The organism is Microbacterium sp. NPDC055665 (genome assembly GCF_053618035.1).
In genome coordinates this window covers 26090-42201 of sequence record NZ_JBSHGY010000001.1, presented here as the reverse complement: position 1 = coordinate 42201, position 16112 = coordinate 26090, and the positions used below count along the sequence as shown (strand labels likewise).

The window sequence follows — 16112 nt, the reverse complement described above, 5'->3', positions numbered from 1 at the left end:
ACATCGCGTTACGCGAGCCTTGGGGCTTACGCAGAATGCGTCAGCGCGTTGAGGCGGGAGACCGCACGCAGGTACTTCTTGCGGTATCCGCCGGCCAGCATCTCCTCGGAGAACACAGAGTCGAGACCGAGGCCCGTCGCGATGATCGGGATCTGCGCGTCGTACACGCGGTCCACGAACGCGACGAACCGCAGCGCCTCGGACTGATCCGTGAGCTGACGCACGCCGCGCAGCCCCACCTGCCCGAGCCCCTCGATGAGACGGATGTAGCGCGACGGGTGCACCTGGGCCAGGTGGCGGATCAGGTCGTCGAACCGGTCATCGGAAGCCGCGCCGACCTGACCGGCCGCCGCCAATGCGGTTTCATAGGCGGCGTCGTCGAGCACCACGGCATGACCGTCCAGCGCTCGCTGACGGAAGTCGACCCCGTCGATGCGCAGCGTCTGGAAGCTGTCGGACATGGCATGGATCTCGCGGAGGAAGTCCTGCGCGGCGAAGCGTCCCTCGCCGAGGGCGTTCGGCGGCGTGTTGGAGGTGGCCGCGAGACGGGTGCCTGTCGGAACGAGTTCGCCGATGAGTCGGGTCATCACCATCGTGTCGCCCGGATCGTCGAGCTCGAACTCGTCGATGCAGAGGAGATCGGCACCCTTGAGCAGGTCGACCGTGTTCTTGTAGCCCAGAGCACCCACCAGGGCCGTGTACTCGATGAAGGAGCCGAAGTACTTCCGACGTGCCGGCATCGCGTGATAGATGGATGCGAGCAGGTGGGTCTTGCCGACGCCGAAGCCGCCGTCCAGATAGACACCGGGCTTGAGCTCGGGTTCCTTCTTCGCCCGGCTGAAGAAGCCACCGCGCTTGACCGGGGCTCCGCGACCGGAGAAGCGCATCAGCGTCTCCTTCGCCTCCTCCTGGGAGGGATAGGCGGGATCGGCCCGGTAGCTGTCGAACGTCGCCGTGTCGAACTGGGGCGGCGGCACCAGGCTCGCGAGCATCTCCGGTCCGGTGACGGTCGGCTGGCGCTCTGTGAGGTGCACGATTCCGGTGCGGCTGGTCGGGTCGGTCATCACGGTCCTGAATCGGGTGCTGGCCTGTGTCGAAGTCTTACGAATCGGGCGCAGGGTGCTCGGCGGGGATCTATCGTCGAAGGGACGGATCAACACTACGCCGTCTGCACCCGCACCCTCGCCCGCTCAACGCTTCGGAGATCCCATGGCCATCGAGTTCGATTCCTCCTCCCCCAAGTTCGCCGAGTACGCCGAGCCCGGTCGGCTCGTCACGACGCAGTGGCTCGCCGAACGGCTGGGAACACCCGGGCTGGTGGTCGTCGAGTCCGATGAGGACGTGCTGCTGTACGAGACGGGCCACATCCCGGGCGCCGTCAAGGTCGACTGGCACACCGAGCTCAACGACCCCGTCGTGCGCGACTACGTCGACGGCGAGGGCTTCGCCGAGCTACTGAGCCGCAAGGGCATCGAACGCGACGACACGGTCGTCATCTACGGCGACAAGAACAACTGGTGGGCCGCCTATGCGCTCTGGGTCTTCTCGCTCTTCGGCCACGAAGACGTCCGTCTGCTCGACGGCGGCCGCGACCGCTGGATCGCCGAGGGTCGAGAGCTGACCCGCGAGGCCGCGAACCGTCCTGCCACGGAGTACCCGGTCGTGGAGCGCGACGACTCCGCGATCCGTGCCTACAAGGAGGATGTGCTCGCCCACATCGGCAACCCGCTGATCGACGTGCGCTCCCCCGAGGAGTACAGCGGAGAGCGCACCACGGCGCCCGCCTACCCGGAGGAGGGGGCGCTGCGCGCCGGGCACATCCCCACGGCGCAGAGCGTGCCGTGGGCGAAGGCGGTGGCCGAGGACGGCGGGTTCCGCAGCCGTGCCGAGCTCGACGCGATCTACCGCGAGGGCGCCGGCCTGAACGACGGCGACGATGTCGTCGCCTACTGCCGCATCGGCGAGCGGTCGAGCCACACGTGGTTCGTGCTCAAGCACCTCCTCGGTTTCGAGAACGTCCGCAACTACGACGGCTCCTGGACCGAATGGGGCAGCGCCGTGCGCGTGCCGATCGTCACCGGGGCAGAGCCGGGCACCGTCTGAACGTGGGAGAATGGCGGGGATGAGCGCGAGCGAAGTTCCTGAGGCACTGGCCGAGATCCGCGACGGGTTCCTGGAGACATCGGAGTCCGATCGCCTCCTGCTGCTGCTCGAGTATTCGGACGAGCTTCCCGACGTCTCCGACGAAGTCGCCGCCCACCCCGAGATGTACGAGCGGGTCGCCGAGTGCCAGTCGCCCGTTTACATCCACGTCGAGGTGGAAGACGACATCGTCACGATGCACGCCACGGCTCCGCCGGAGGCCCCGACCACGCGCGGTTTCGCGAGCATCCTGGTGCAGGGCCTCACCGGGCTCACAGCAGACGAGGTCCTGGCGATCCCGAACGACTATCCGCAGTCGATCGGTCTCACCAAGGCGGTCTCACCGTTGCGCATCGGCGGCATGACGGGAATGCTCATGCGCGCGAAGAACCAGGTCATTCAGAAGCGCTGAGCCCCTGTGCGTCGAGCCAGTCGGTGATCGCCGTGCTCCACCCGGTCTCGTCGTAGTTCCAGAGCTTGGTGTGCCGCGCGACCGTGAACCGCGGCATCGTGACCAGATCGGGGCGCGCCTCCTGCAGCGCGTGCGAGGAATCGGCGGGGACGAATCCGTCGTCGTCGCTGTGCAGGATCAGGATCGGCGCGGTCAGTTCGTCGGCCCTTGCGACCATGTCGAGGCGATCGAACAGGATCGGCTCATCGGCTCCGCTGAGGCGCGCGGTGAGCGGCGACTGCAGAGCGCCCATGGCGAGAGCGGGCAGCGGCGCGCGCACTCCTGCCATCTGCGCCTGGAACCGCAGCACCGTCCGCCAGTCGACGACCGGAGACTCGAGGATGATCCCCGCGATGCGGTCACGATGCCCCGAGGTGACAGCCGCCTGCAGCGACACCGCGCCGCCCATGGACCAGCCCATCAGGATCACGCGTTCGGCGCCGTGGCGGAGCGCGTACGCGATGGCGGCATCGACGTCTCGCCATTCCGACGCGCCCAGCGCGTAAGCCCCGGCCTTGGTGCGGGGCGCCTCGCCGTCGTTGCGGTACGACACGACGAGGTTCGGGAGGCCTGCGGCATGCAGCACCGGCACGGCCCGCAGGCACTCCGCACGCGTGGCACCGCGCCCGTGCACCTGGATCACCCAGGTCGACGAGGACGCCGGGAAGTACCAGGCGGGGCAGGGACCCGCAGGGGAACCGATCAGCACGTTCTCCCAGCGCAGATGCAGCTCACTCGGCGAGGAGTAGTAGTACCCGCTGAAGGAGGCCGCCCGGTCCACGCGTGAACCGGGTTCGATCTGGGTCAGCAACTTGCGGCGCACCGTCGTCGCATCCGCACTGAGCACGGCACCGAGCTTGACGTAGCCGTACGTCCCGGTGGTGAAGAGACCGTAGCGACCGGGCAGCTCGGTATCGAGGGTGCGCTGCAACTCGATCGTCTGGGCGCCCGTGTCGACGGCCAGGATCTGGGTGTCGGTCGGGCGACGCATCGGCGTGACCACCCGGCGGGCGACGGCGAACACGAGAAATGCGAACGCCGCTCCGAAGGCGAGCAGGGCAGGGACAAGGAGCGTAACGGCGTGCCTGAGACTCTTCATCGCTTCCTGACTCTAGCCTGTTGCCGTGACCGCACACCCCGAAGCCGGGACGCCCTTCGACAGCGCTGTGGCCGAGCTGCGCGAGACCGCGTTCCGCGATGACATCACGGTGCGCGAGATCGCCACCCCCCAGGGCCTCGCTCCGTTCGCCCTCGCGCTCGCCGCGGACGTTCGACCGGAGAGCGACGGGGAGTCTGTGTACGGCACCGGCCGCTTCGTCCTGCTGCATGATCCCGACGAGCCGGGAGCATGGGGAGGATCGTGGCGCATCGTGATCTTCGCGCAGGCGCCGCTCGAGACCGAGATCGGAACCGACCCGCTTCTGGCCGACGTGACGTGGTCCTGGCTGGTCGATGCACTCGACTCCCGGGAGGCCGTGTACCACTCGGCATCGGGCACGTCGACCAAGACGCTGTCGAAGGGGTTCGGAGGGCTCGCCGTCGAAGGCGACGGAGCCCAGATAGAATTGCGGGCGTCCTGGACTCCGGAGGGCCCGTTCCGACCGCACGTCGAAGCATGGGCCGAGCTGGTCGGAATGCTGGCGGGACTTCCGCCCGGCTCCGAGGGCATCGCCGTGATCGGCGCGCGAAAGGCTGTACGTGACTGAATACTCCGTGATCTCGGATGCCGAGGAGTTCCGCGCGGCGTGCGCCGTGCTCGCCGCCGGCACCGGCCCAGTGGCCGTGGACGTCGAGCGCGCCTCCGGCTTCCGCTACTCGCAGCGGGCCTACCTCGTGCAGGTCTTCCGCCGCGACGCGGGCGTCTTCCTGTTCGACCCGCCGGCGATCGGCGACTTCGCCCCGCTCCAGGAGGCGATCGGCGATGTCGAGTGGGTGCTCCACGCCGCGAGCCAGGACCTGCCGTCGCTGCGCGAGCTGCACCTCGAGCCGCCGGTGATCTTCGACACCGAGCTGGCCTCCCGACTGCTCGGCCATGAGCGCGTCGGACTCGGCGCCGTCGTCGAGGACACGCTCGGCATCGTCCTCAAGAAGGAGCATTCGGCGTCGGACTGGTCGACGCGTCCGCTGCCGGACTCGTGGCTCGAGTATGCGGCGCTCGACGTGCTGCACCTGATCGATGTCCGAGACATCCTGGTCCAGGAGCTGGAGGAGCAGGGCAAGACCGCGTTCGCCGCCGAGGAGTTCGCGGCGACCCTCGCCCGCGCGCCGAAGCCGCCGCGCGAGGACCCCTGGCGTCGGCTCAGCGGACTCCACCAGGTGCGCGGTGCCCGCAACCTCGCCGTGGCGCGCTCCCTCTGGCAGGCCCGAGAGGCCTATGCGCAGGCGCAGGACGTCTCCCCCGGCAGGCTCGTGCCCGACCGCTCGCTGGTCGCGGCGGTCATGGCGAATCCGACGTCGAAGCAGGCGCTCGCAGGTGTCAAGGAATTCCAGGGCCGCGCCAGCCGCACTCAGCTCGACCGCTGGTGGCAGGCGATCGTCGACGGCCGCGCATCGGAGGAGCTTCCTCGCGAGCGCGTGCCGAGCGACACCCTCCCGCCCCCGCGCGCCTGGGCGGACCGGAACCCCGAGGCCGATGCGCGTCTGAAGGCAGCGCGTCCCGTCGTCGAAGCGGTTGCCGAAGAACTGGGGATGCCCACCGAGAACCTGCTCACGCCCGAGTACCTGCGACGTGTCGCGTGGGACCTGCCCGGTGAGACGCCCGAAGAGATCGCCGCAGCTCTCGCCGCACTCGGGGCTCGCCCCTGGCAGATTGCACAGACTGCACAGAAGATCGCGGACGCCTTTGTAGAGGCGGCGCAATCGCCGGACACCACCCCGGCGGACGCTTCGTAGGTTCGATCCAACCGATTCCTCCCCGTTTCGCGGGCTTCATAGACTGAGGCCACGCACTAACTTGGAGGCAGAGTGGCCGAGATCTCGGACGTCTTCTTCGTCGATGGAGTACGCACCCCTTTCGGGCGCGCCGGCGAAAAAGGCATGTACTGGAACACCCGCGCGGATGACCTCGCCGTGAAGGCGACCATCGGCCTGATGGAGCGCAACGCTGCCGTCCCGGCCGACCGCATCGATGACGTGGCGATCGCCGCGACGAGCCAGACCGGCGACCAGGGACTCACCCTCGGCCGGTCGGTGGCGATCCTCGCCGGACTTCCGCAGACCGTTCCCGGACTCGCCGTCGAGCGCATGTGCGCCGGCGCGATGACCAGCGTCACCACCATGGGCGCCTCGATCGGCGTCGGCATGTACGACTTCGCCCTCGCCGGTGGTGTCGAGCACATGGGGCACCACCCGATCGGCGGCAACGCCGACCCGAACCCGCGCTTCGTCGCGGAGAAGATGGTCGACCCGGGTGCCCTCAACATGGGTGTCACCGCCGAGCGCATCTTCGACCGTTTCCCGCACCTCACCAAGGAACGCTCCGATCGGTTCGGCATGCTGAGCCAGCACAAGGTGCAGGCCGCGTACGACGCGGGCAAGATCCAGCCCGACCTCGTGTCCGTGGCCACGAAGGGCGCTGATGGCGCCTGGGGTCTCGCGACCGAGGACGAGGGCCGTCGTCCGCAGACCACGATGGAGGACCTCGCCGCACTGAAGACGCCGTTCCGTCCGCACGGGCGCGTCACGGCGGGCACCTCCTCCCCCCTCACCGACGGCGCGACGATGTCGCTGCTCGCCGGCGGCGGCGCGGTCAAGGAGTTCGGCCTCGCCCCGAAGATGCGGATGGTCTCGTTCGCCTTCGCTGGCGTGCAGCCCGAGATCATGGGCATCGGTCCGATCCCCTCGACCGAGAAGGCGCTGAAGAAGGCCGGTCTCACGATCGACGACATCGGCCTGTTCGAGCTGAACGAAGCCTTCGCCATCCAGGTGATCTCGCTGCTCGACCACTTCGGCATCGCCGATGACGACCCCCGCGTCAACCAGTGGGGCGGCGCGATCGCGCTGGGGCACCCGCTCGCGGCATCCGGTGTGCGTCTGATGATCCAGCTCGCCGCGCAGTTCGCTGAGCGCCCCGACGTCCGCTACGGCCTGACCGCCATGTGCGTCGGACTCGGCCAGGGCGGCTCGGTCATCTGGGAGAACCCGCACTACGACGGCAAGAAGAAGAAGTGAGCGCGAACGTGACGAACTACGACGACATCGACTTCTCCCCCATCCAGGCGCTCACCGAGGGCGAGGTCATCACGCAGTCGCCCGTGCGCGACATCCGACTCGCCTCGGGCAAAGTTCTCGCGCTCATCACGCTCGACAACGGTCGCGATCACACGCGCCCGAACACCCTGGGCCCGGCGACACTCACGCAGCTGGGCGAGACCCTCGACGGCGTGAAGGCACGTGCCGCCGCAGGCGAGATCCAGGCCGTCGGCATCACCGGCAAGCAGTACATCCTCGCGGCCGGTGCCGACCTGTCTGACATCAGCAAGGTGGGCTCGCGCGACAACGCACGCCTCATCGCGCAGCTGGGGCACAAGGTCCTCGGCAAGCTCAGCGACCTCGGGGTGCCTTCGTTCGCCTTCGTGAACGGCCTCGCGCTGGGGGGCGGTCTCGAGATCGCACTGAACTCCAGCTACCGCACGGTCGATGCCTCCGCGGCCGCGGTGGCGCTGCCCGAGGTCTTCCTCGGCATCATCCCCGGCTGGGGTGGCGCCTACCTGCTGCCGAACCTGATCGGCATCGAGAACGCGCTCGAGGTGGTCATCTCGAATCCGCTCAAGCAGAACCGGATGCTGAAGCCGCAGCAGGCGTTCGACCTGGGCATCTTCGACGCGATCTTCCCCGCCGCGAACTATCTCGAGAACTCGTTGGCCTGGGCCGACGCGGTCCTCGGCGGCAAGAAGGTCGAGCGCAAGAACGAGCCGGGCAAGATCGAGCGCCTCACCAAGTGGCCGATCGCCATCAAGATGGCGCGCGGCATGCTCGAGTCGAAGATCGGCACCGTGCCGAAGTCGCCGTATGCCGCGCTCGAGCTGCTCGACAAGGCGAAGAGCGGCACCAAGGCCGAGGGCTTCGCCCGTGAGGACGAGGCGCTGGCAGAGCTCGTGACCGGCGATCAGTTCGCCGCGTCGATGTATGCCTTCGACCTGGTGCAGAAGCGGGCCAAGCGACCTGTCGGCGCTCCCGACAAGCAGCTCGCGAAGAAGGTCACGAAGGTCGGCATCATCGGTGCGGGACTCATGGCGAGCCAGTTCGCCCTGCTCTTCGTGCGCAAGCTCCAGGTGCCCGTGCTCATCACCGACCTCGACCAGGCGCGCGTCGACAAGGGCGTCGCCTACATCCACGAGGAGATCGGCAAGCTCGAGGCCAAGGGTCGTCTGGACTCCGACTCGGCGAACAAGCTGCGTGCGCTCGTCACCGGCACGACCGACAAGAGCCTCTACGCGGACTGCGACTTCGTGATCGAGGCCGTGTTCGAAGAGGTCGGCGTCAAGCAGCAGGTATTCGGCGAGATCGAGAAGATCATCGCCGAAGACGCGATCCTCGCGACCAACACCTCGTCGCTGTCGGTCGAGGAGATCGGTTCGAAGCTCGCGCACCCCGAGCGTCTGGTCGGCTTCCACTTCTTCAACCCGGTCGCCGTCATGCCGCTGATCGAGATCGTGAAGACGCCGACCACCTCGGAGGCCGCGCTGTCGACTGCATTCGTCGTCGCGAAGAACCTGGGCAAGAACGCGGTCCTCACCGCCGACGCGCCCGGCTTCGTCGTGAACCGTCTGCTCGCCAAGGTCATGGGCGAGGCCGCTCGCGCGGTCTACGAGGGCACGCCGATCGCGGATGTCGAGAAGGCCTTCGGTCCGCTCGGTCTGCCGATGGGCCCGTTCCAGCTGATCGACCTGGTCGGCTGGAAGGTCGCCGCCCACGTGCAGGACACCATGGTGCAGGCGTTCCCGGACCGGTTCTACGCCAACGAGAACTTCCACGCACTCGCCGAACTCGACACGGTCGTGGAGAAGGACAAGGGCGGTCGCGTCGTCGGCTGGAGCAAGCAGGCCGAGAAGGTCCTGAAGCCCGCCGTCGGCAAGACGCCGGCAGCGGCTGCGACCATTCTCCAGCGCGTGCAGGACGGCCTGGCACAGGAGATCAAGCTGATGCTCGACGAGGGCGTCGTGCCCGAGGTCGAAGACATCGACCTCTGCCTGATCCTCGGTGCCGGCTGGCCGTTCATCGACGGTGGGGCCTCGCCCTACCTCGATCGCGAGGGCGCCTCCGAGCGGGCGTTCGGTGGCTCGTTCCACACTCCGCAGATCCGCGGTGTCGAGCACCGCTGACCACGAAGTTCACGCGAAGCGCCCCACCGGATTCCCTGCGGATCCGGTGGGGCGCTTCCTCGTCCACCGCGGCCGATGCCCTAGCCAGGAGTGATGGGCTCCACACACCCGGATCGCCGAGACTCAGCCAGCGGACTGCGCCGGCCGGCTGTCGTCGTCTCCGCGTCGAGGCCAATACGACAGTGCCCGCTCTGCGAGCGCGGTGATCGTGAGCGAGGGGTTCACGCCGGGATTCGCGGGAACCGCCGCACCGTCGACGACGTGCAGGCCGGGGTGCCCCCACACCCGGTGGTACGCATCGATGACACCGTCCGCGCGTGACGCCGAGATCACGGCGCCACCCAGGAAGTGCGCGGTCAGCGGGATGCCGAACACCTCCGGCCAGGATCCGCGTGCGGCCGCGGGCACCCCGCCTTCGGCCTCGACCCGCGCGGCGATCGCCGCCGCCGCCGTGTGAGCCTGTGGCAGGTAGCTGGGATTCGGCTCGCCGTGTCCCTGGGCACTCGTCATCACGAGGCGACCGAAGCGACGGCTCAGCGAGAGGGTGAGCGAGTTGTCCGCCGTCTGCATCACCAGCGCGATGATCCCGCGCTCGCTCCAGCGACGGAGGCTGCCGAGTCGGAACTGCCGCGACGGAGAGCGGAGCACCTGCGCGACGAGGCTGCGCAGACGCACCCCGAGCGGTCGGTCGCCGGGGACGAGGACGGTCGCCAGCGCACCCATGAGGTTCGATCCCGGGCCGTAGCGGACGTTCTCGACGTGCGTGCGGTCGTCGATGTGGAACGAGGTGGTGATCGCCACGCCGCTGGCGAGCTGGAGCGACTCCGGGACGCTCGTGGCGACCGCGCCGTCCAACGCCTCGGAGTTGGTGCGCGTGAGCCGGCCGACGGACGCCGAGACCTGCGGCAGTGCCCCGGACTCCTTCATCCGGTGCAGCAGCTGCTGCGTGCCCCAGGTACCGGCTGCCAGGACCACCTGCTCTGCGGTCACCGTCCTCCGCGCGTGCCGGAACCAGGCTCCGCTGCGCTGCGTCGTCACCGCGAACCCGCCTCCGGCGAGCTCTCGCACCTCGCTCACCGTGCGCAGCGGCTCGATTGCGACCCCACGGCGCTCCGCGAGGGCCAGGTAGTTCTTCATGAGCGTGTTCTTCGCGCCGACCCGGCAACCCACCATGCAGTTGCCGCAGAGCGTGCAGCCGGTGCGATCGGGGCCCTCGCCGCCGAAGAACGGATCCGGCGTGCGCTCCCCCGGTCTCCCGAACCAGACTCCGACCGGCGCGCGCCGAAACGTCGAGCCGACGCCGAGGTCGTCGGCCGCGCCGGCCATGATCCGTTCCACCGGCCCCGTGTGCGGGTAATGCTCGACGACGCCGAGCATCCGCTTCGCCGTGGCGTAGTGCGGTGCCAGTTCGGACTCCCACTCCGCGATGCCCCGCCACTGCGGGTCCTCGAAGAACGCCGCCCCCGGCTGATACAGCGTGTTCGCGTAGTTGAGCGATCCCCCGCCCACGCCGGCACCCGCCAGGATCATCACGTGCGGCAGTCGGTGGATGCGCTGCACACCGTGGCATCCGAGCGCCGGCGCCCAGAGGTAGCGGCGGACATTCCAGTTGCTCTTCGCGAAGTCGTCGTCCTCGAAGCGGCGCCCCGCCTCGTAGACCCGGACACGGTAGCCCTTCTCCGCCAGTCGCAGAGCCGCTACAGAACCTCCGAAGCCGGACCCGACGATCACGACGTCCTCGTCGAACTCAGTCATCGCTCTCCCTCGGCCCCATCATCGTGAGCGCCCCCGGCAGCACCGAGATGGTGCACTCGTGCTCGCCGATGCGCTCGCCGTCCGCGTAGACCACGAGGCCGGGGGCAGACACCGTGACCGACCGTGCACGGCGATGCGCGACCTCAACGCGCGCGAGATGCGTGCCGCGGAGCAGCAGCGGGAACAGTCGCAGCAGACGCAGGCGGCCCAGCGGCGCGACATGGACGATGTCGAGGAGCCCGTCGTCGGGAACGGCCCCGGCGCAGATGGGCATCCCTCCGCCATAGCTGGAGGTGCTGCCGGCCGCGATCAGCGTGCCCGGCGCGCTCCTGGTCGCCTCTCCGTCGACGGCGAGGACGAAGTCCATCGGGCGCAGTCGGACGAGCTCGATGAGCAGTGCGAGGTAGTAGCGAGGTGCGCCATGCGGCCAGCGGAGTCGGTTGGTACGGTCGCTGACCTTCGCGTCGAAGCCCAGCGCCGCGATGGTCAGGAACTTCCGGCTGCCCATCGCCGTGCGCACCACGCCGACGTCGATCGACCGCGGCACACCGGTGAGGGCGAGCTCAGCGGCGGCCCGGGCGTCACCGCGCGGGAGTCCGAGCGCACGGGCGAGATCGTTCCCCGTTCCCGCGGGCACCAGAACAACGGGGACAGAGGCGGCGCACACCGTGTCGAGCACGCCGGAGAGCGTACCGTCGCCGCCCACGATGACCAGCACACGCGGTTCGTCCGCCAGCGCGGTGACGGCGAGCCGAGCGGTGTCCGCTGCGGAGCCACCGGCGTAGGCGCGCACCTCGGCACCGCGCTCCCGGAGAACCCGTACGGCCGCCTCCGCCGCCCGCCCGCCCCGGCCTTTGCCGGAGAACGGGTTCGCGAGCACGGCGATGTGCTCGGCCACGTCAGCGCGTCCGCTCAGGAACGATCACGGCGCCAGGGTTGAGGATTCCCGCCGGATCTAGTTCACGTTTGATCGCGCGGAGGATGCGGATGCCGGTCTCGCCGATCTCCTGCTCCAGCCAGGCGGCGTGGTCACGTCCGACCGCATGGTGATGGCTGATGGTGCCGCTGGTCGCGATGATCGCGTCGTTCACGCGCGACTTGATCGGACCCCATACCGGGAGCGGATCGGCGCGGATGCCGGCGAGGACGGTGAAGTACAGCGACGCACCCGTGGGGTAGATGTGCGACACGTGGCACATGACGTACGACCGGGCGCCCGCCTCCGCGAATCCCTCCTTGAGGGCGGACTCGACTGCCGCACGCAGTTCGAGCAGGTTCGACCACGTCGTCGCGGTCTCGAGCGTCTCGCAGAACACTCCGGCATCCAGCAGCGAATCGCGCAGGTACGGGCCGTCGAAGCGCCCCCGCAGCCACTCCTCCGCCGCGCCCTCTCCCGCCGATGTGCCGCCGGCGGCCGACAGCAGCGCGCTGGTGCGGGCTCGACGCTCGGCGATCCCCTCGCCCTCGTACACGGTCACGACACTCGCGCCCTTCGCGAGCGCCTTGCCGATCTTGCCGACCTGCGCCAGGCTCACGGCGGTCTCCGCCTCGTCGGACAGGCGGATGACGGTGGGCCCGGACCCCTGCTGCGCCACGCTCCGCAGCCCCGCGGCTCCGGCGGCGAAATCCGGGAACGACCACGACTCGAACACGCGCTCCCGCGGGACCGGGTGCACACGCACGCGCACCTCGGTGATCACGCCGAAGATGCCCTCCGAGCCGAGGAACACCCGGATCAGATCCGGACCGGCGGCGGAGCCTGGTGAGCGCCCGAGGTCGATGTCGCCGGTCGGCGTCGCGACCCGGATCCCCGTCACCATGGTGTCGAAGCGCCCGTTGCCCGCGGAGTTCTGGCCGGAGGAGCGGGCCGCCGCGAAGCCGCCGATCGTCGCATACCGGAAGCTCTGCGGATAGTGACCGAGTTCGAAGCCGTGAGCCGCGAGCAGCGACTCGGCCTCCGGTCCCGTGCTGCCGGCCGCGAGCACCGCTTCTCCGCTGACCTCATCGAGGCGGATCAGCCCGCTCAGGCGGCGCAGGTCGAGGCTCACGACCGCGTGCTGGTCTCCCCTCTCCGGGTCCAGCGCTCCGACGACGCTCGTTCCACCGCCGAAGGGGATGATCGCGACACCACGCCTGACGGCGACATCGAGGCAGGCGCGGACCTCGTCGTGGCTCGCGGGTCGGATCACCGCGTCCGGGACCTCCTGCTCCCGCTGCCGGCGCCGGAGGAGGTCCGGAGTCGATCGTCCGCCGGCATGACGGATGCGCGCTTCCGCGGTGACGTCCACGTGCTGCGGGCCAACGGCGGCGCGGAACGCCACGAGGTCCTCGTCATCGAGCGCCGAGGGCGACACCCGCACCTGGGCGAGCTCGACCGCAGGCTCGGGCTTGCGGACACGTCCGAGCAGCAGGGGCAGCAGCGTGCGCACCGCGAGCGGCAGATCCTTCGCCTTGTCCGGGTCGCCCCAGCCGTTCCACCTCATCGACGGGTCGGCATCGACCCTGCCATCGTCTTGGCCCATGCGTTACAGTGTGACACATCATGGAAGAACGTCAACCACTCTGGGACACCACGCAGGCGCGCATCCTCGACGCCGCGGACACGCTGATCGAACGTCGGGGAGTCCACGGGGTCACGATCGCCGAGCTCGCACGCCGCTCCGAACTCAGCCGCCCCACGATCTACCGCAACTGGAGCGACGCCGACGACGTCGTCCGCGCCGCACTGCTCCGCCGCGTCGACGGCATCCTGAGCACCTTCTCCGCCGACGCGCGCACACGGACGGCGCTGGTCGACGACGTGCTGCGCTTCACCTCTCTCTTCCGCAACGACCCGCTGTACGCGCGACTGCTCGACGACGAGCCGGAGGCGTTCACGCGCTACACCCTGCAGCGCGTCGGATCGAGTCAGCGCATGATCCTGCAGTGGCTGGCGACCGCGATCGGCTCCGCGCAGGCCGACGGGTCGGTCAGGCCGGGGGAACCACAGGAGATCGCAGTCATGGTGATGCTCATCGCGCAGTCCGCGGTCCTCTCGCACGGCACGGTCGCCGACCTCATCTCCGAGTCCGCGTGGGAGCGGGAGCTGCGCGCCGCGCTCGATGGGCTGCTGCGCCCATGAGCACGCCGTCATCCGCGCTCAACGTCGCACGCCGAAGGACCGACCTGACCCTCGCCGCCGACGAACGGGTGGACGTGCTCGTCATCGGCGGCGGCATCACCGGAGTCGGCGTGGCGCTCGACGCCGCCTCCCGCGGCCTCAGCGTGACCCTGATCGAGGCGGAGGATCTCGCCTTCGGCACCAGTCGTTTCAGCTCGAAGCTCGTGCACGGCGGACTGCGCTACCTCGCGACGGGCGACGTCGCCACCGCGAAGGAGAGCGCGCGGGAGCGGCACCTGCTCATGACGACGATCGCTCCGCACCTGATCCGACCGCTCGGACAGCTGCTGCCCTTCAGCCGCGACGTCACGCTGCGTCAGCGGGTGGCGGGCGCCGCCGGTATGGGGCTCGGCGACCTGCTCCGGATGCGGGCGCACACGCCGCGGGCAGTGCTGCCCGCACCCCGGATCGTGTCCGCGGGGGAGGCGACCCGACTGGCACCCGCCCTCGACGCTCGCGGTCTGCGGGGCGGCATGCTGTCATACGACGGACAGCTGGCCGACGACGCCCGGCTGGTGGCCACGGTGGCACGGACCGCCGCGGCGCGTGGTGCGCGCATCCTCACCAGGGTCCGCGCGATCGCGCTCCGGGGCGACGGGGCGACCGCCGAGGACGTGCTCACGGGAGAGCGGCTCGAGGTCGCCGCCCGCTCCGTGATCAACGCCACCGGCGTATGGGCCGGATCGCTCGATGAAGCCATCCGTGTGTGTCCCAGTCGGGGGACCCACATCGTGCTCGACGCCGCAGATCTGGGGTCGCCGACGGCGGCGCTCACCATCCCCCACGAGGGGTCGGTCAGTCGCTATGTCTTCGCTCTTCCGCAGGCGCACGGGCGCGTGATCGTCGGTCTCACGGACGAAGACGCGCCGGGCGCCGTCCCCCGTGTGGCGCAACCGACCGAACCGGAGATCGACTTCCTCCTGCGAAGCCTCAACCGGGTGATCACGACACCGATGCGACGCGATCAGGTGCGCGGCGCGTTCGCGGGGCTGCGCCCTCTCGTCGACAGCGGGACGGACGCCACGGCCGACGTCTCGCGTCGACACCTCGTGGCAGTGTCCGACGGGGGTATCGTGACGGTGCTCGGTGGGAAGCTGACGACGTATCGTCGCATGGCCGAGGATGCCGTGGATCTGGCATCGGAGGTGCGTGGACTGCGGGCGGCACCCAGTCGCACCGCCTCACTGCGCCTCGTGGACCGGGAGGTCGCCACCACGGGCGAGGTGCTCGATGTCGTGACGGGGCTGACGCGCGCGGAGGTCGAGTTCGCTGTCCGGGCCGAGGGTGCCCTGACCGTCGAGGACGTGCTCGATCGGCGTACCAGGGTCGGGCTCGTCGACGCCGATCGGAACCGGTGTCTTCCGGCCGTCGAGGCGGTCGTCGCGCGCACCCTCGCCGACGTCGGCTGAGCCGGCTGCGGGGCCGTTCCGCGTCGCCCCGTATCCACGGCACGGCGCCCAGGGGAACGACCGGGGAACAGCGCATGAAATCCCCCGGTCGATGCCCTCGTCCGGCGTCCTCGCGCGCCATCACCCTGCACAGTGGTGTCATGGACATGCTCTTCACGATGCTGGGCGGCAAGGGGATGTCGGGGCTGCTGAAGACCGGCACGGCGATCCTCACCACTCTCCTGGTCCTTCCCGCGCTGCTCAAGCTCTTCGTCGTCACGGTCGATGAAGGCTGGGCCGCGATCCGGACCCGCAACGGCAAGCCCATCATCCGCAACCGTCCGCAGCGCCGGCCGACCGCTCGCGGCGGGACCGTCGGGGAGGTCGTCGTCCTCGACCCCGGCTCGCACGGCGCCTTCCCCCTGTTCTACTGGTATCGACTCGTCGATGTGCGCTGCCGGGCGACCGACCTGCCCGTCCGCGAGATGGGCGGCGCGAGCGGGCATCAACACCGCGTGCATGCGTCGTTCGAATGGCGACCGATACCGACCGGCCGCGATCTCCGGGTGTTCGAGCTCGACGTCGTCAACGTCAAGGAGCGCGCCTCGAACATCGTCGGGGCGGCACTGCGAGACGTGATCAGGGGCCTCGACGGCACCGAGCTGCCGCACAACGACGAGATCAATGCGCGCGTGATCGCCGCCAGCGCCGAGGAGGTCCGCCGCGCCTGCGGAGTCGAACTCGTGCGCGTGATGGTTACCGGCGATGCTCTGACCGACGGGTATCTGATGTCGACGGCGCTCCGCGACGTGGATCGCGGCGCGCAGGCCGTCGCCGCACTGCACGCACTGAACTGACGCGGTCCATCGGTTCGGACCGTCGGGTTTCCGTCA

At 69.4% G+C, this 16112-nt stretch carries 14 protein-coding genes; 9 read left to right on the top strand and 5 right to left on the bottom strand.

Annotated elements, in window-relative coordinates; all coding sequences use genetic code 11:
* Positions 1-26: 26 nt before the first annotated feature.
* The gene (gene zapE, locus ACWGO6_RS00175) at positions 27-1064 is read right to left on the bottom strand and encodes a cell division protein ZapE (protein ID WP_452325540.1); all 1038 of its coding nucleotides are present in this window, start codon (positions 1062-1064) and stop codon (positions 27-29) included.
* A 145-nt stretch (positions 1065-1209) separates the two neighbouring features.
* On the opposite strand from zapE, the gene ACWGO6_RS00170 reads away from it, so the two are divergent.
* Complete coding sequence (locus ACWGO6_RS00170) at positions 1210-2103, top strand: sulfurtransferase (protein ID WP_136044004.1); 894 nt, start codon at positions 1210-1212, stop codon at positions 2101-2103.
* A gap of 19 nt (positions 2104-2122) precedes the next feature.
* On the top strand, positions 2123-2554 hold the full coding sequence (locus ACWGO6_RS00165) for a SufE family protein (RefSeq protein WP_136044005.1): 432 nt from the start codon (positions 2123-2125) through the stop codon (positions 2552-2554).
* On the opposite strand, the gene ACWGO6_RS00160 is transcribed toward ACWGO6_RS00165, so the two are convergent.
* Positions 2538-3692, bottom strand: coding sequence for an alpha/beta hydrolase family protein (locus ACWGO6_RS00160; protein WP_136044006.1), 1155 nt, complete (start codon positions 3690-3692; stop codon positions 2538-2540). The genes ACWGO6_RS00165 and ACWGO6_RS00160 overlap by 17 nt on opposite strands.
* A gap of 25 nt (positions 3693-3717) precedes the next feature.
* On the opposite strand from ACWGO6_RS00160, the gene ACWGO6_RS00155 reads away from it, so the two are divergent.
* The 4 genes from ACWGO6_RS00155 (at position 3718) to ACWGO6_RS00140 (ending at position 8916) form a co-directional block, all read left to right on the top strand.
* On the top strand, positions 3718-4299 hold the full coding sequence (locus ACWGO6_RS00155) for a DUF3000 family protein (protein WP_136044007.1): 582 nt from the start codon (positions 3718-3720) through the stop codon (positions 4297-4299).
* Complete coding sequence (locus ACWGO6_RS00150; protein WP_136044008.1) at positions 4292-5485, top strand: ribonuclease D; 1194 nt, start codon at positions 4292-4294, stop codon at positions 5483-5485. Before ACWGO6_RS00155 ends, ACWGO6_RS00150 begins: the two co-directional genes overlap by 8 nt.
* A 72-nt stretch (positions 5486-5557) precedes the next feature.
* Positions 5558-6763 carry a thiolase family protein gene (locus ACWGO6_RS00145; protein WP_136044009.1) on the top strand — a complete coding sequence of 402 codons (1206 nt, stop codon included), beginning with the start codon at positions 5558-5560 and terminating at the stop codon, positions 6761-6763.
* A gap of 8 nt (positions 6764-6771) precedes the next feature.
* Positions 6772-8916, top strand: a complete 2145-nt coding sequence (locus tag ACWGO6_RS00140) for a 3-hydroxyacyl-CoA dehydrogenase NAD-binding domain-containing protein (RefSeq protein WP_136044059.1) — start codon at positions 6772-6774, stop codon at positions 8914-8916.
* 123 nt (positions 8917-9039) lie between these two features.
* Here ACWGO6_RS00140 and ACWGO6_RS00135 read toward each other — a convergent pair whose 3' ends face one another.
* From ACWGO6_RS00135 to ACWGO6_RS00125, 3 genes are read right to left on the bottom strand one after another with little or no spacing between them, the layout of a single operon-like run.
* Positions 9040-10671 carry a GMC oxidoreductase gene (locus tag ACWGO6_RS00135; RefSeq protein ID WP_452325539.1) on the bottom strand — a complete coding sequence of 544 codons (1632 nt, stop codon included), beginning with the start codon at positions 10669-10671 and terminating at the stop codon, positions 9040-9042.
* Positions 10664-11569, bottom strand: coding sequence for a YegS/Rv2252/BmrU family lipid kinase (locus tag ACWGO6_RS00130; RefSeq protein WP_136044011.1), 906 nt, complete (start codon positions 11567-11569; stop codon positions 10664-10666). Before ACWGO6_RS00130 ends, ACWGO6_RS00135 begins: the two co-directional genes overlap by 8 nt.
* Before the next feature lies 1 nt (position 11570).
* The gene (locus tag ACWGO6_RS00125) at positions 11571-13193 is read right to left on the bottom strand and encodes an FAD-binding oxidoreductase (protein WP_452325538.1); all 1623 of its coding nucleotides are present in this window, start codon (positions 13191-13193) and stop codon (positions 11571-11573) included.
* 20 nt (positions 13194-13213) lie between these two features.
* On the opposite strand from ACWGO6_RS00125, the gene ACWGO6_RS00120 reads away from it, so the two are divergent.
* The 3 genes from ACWGO6_RS00120 to ACWGO6_RS00110 all read left to right on the top strand — a co-directional run bounded on the left by ACWGO6_RS00120 (position 13214) and on the right by ACWGO6_RS00110 (position 16076).
* Positions 13214-13792: a TetR/AcrR family transcriptional regulator gene (locus ACWGO6_RS00120; protein WP_136044012.1), complete on the top strand. Its 579-nt coding sequence runs from the start codon at positions 13214-13216 to the stop codon at positions 13790-13792.
* Positions 13789-15240: a glycerol-3-phosphate dehydrogenase/oxidase gene (locus ACWGO6_RS00115; protein ID WP_452325537.1), complete on the top strand. Its 1452-nt coding sequence runs from the start codon at positions 13789-13791 to the stop codon at positions 15238-15240. The genes ACWGO6_RS00120 and ACWGO6_RS00115 overlap by 4 nt, the downstream gene beginning before the upstream one ends.
* Positions 15241-15380: 140 nt before the next feature.
* Complete coding sequence (locus ACWGO6_RS00110; RefSeq protein ID WP_452325536.1) at positions 15381-16076, top strand: SPFH domain-containing protein; 696 nt, start codon at positions 15381-15383, stop codon at positions 16074-16076.
* The last annotated feature ends 36 nt before the right edge of the window (positions 16077-16112 follow it).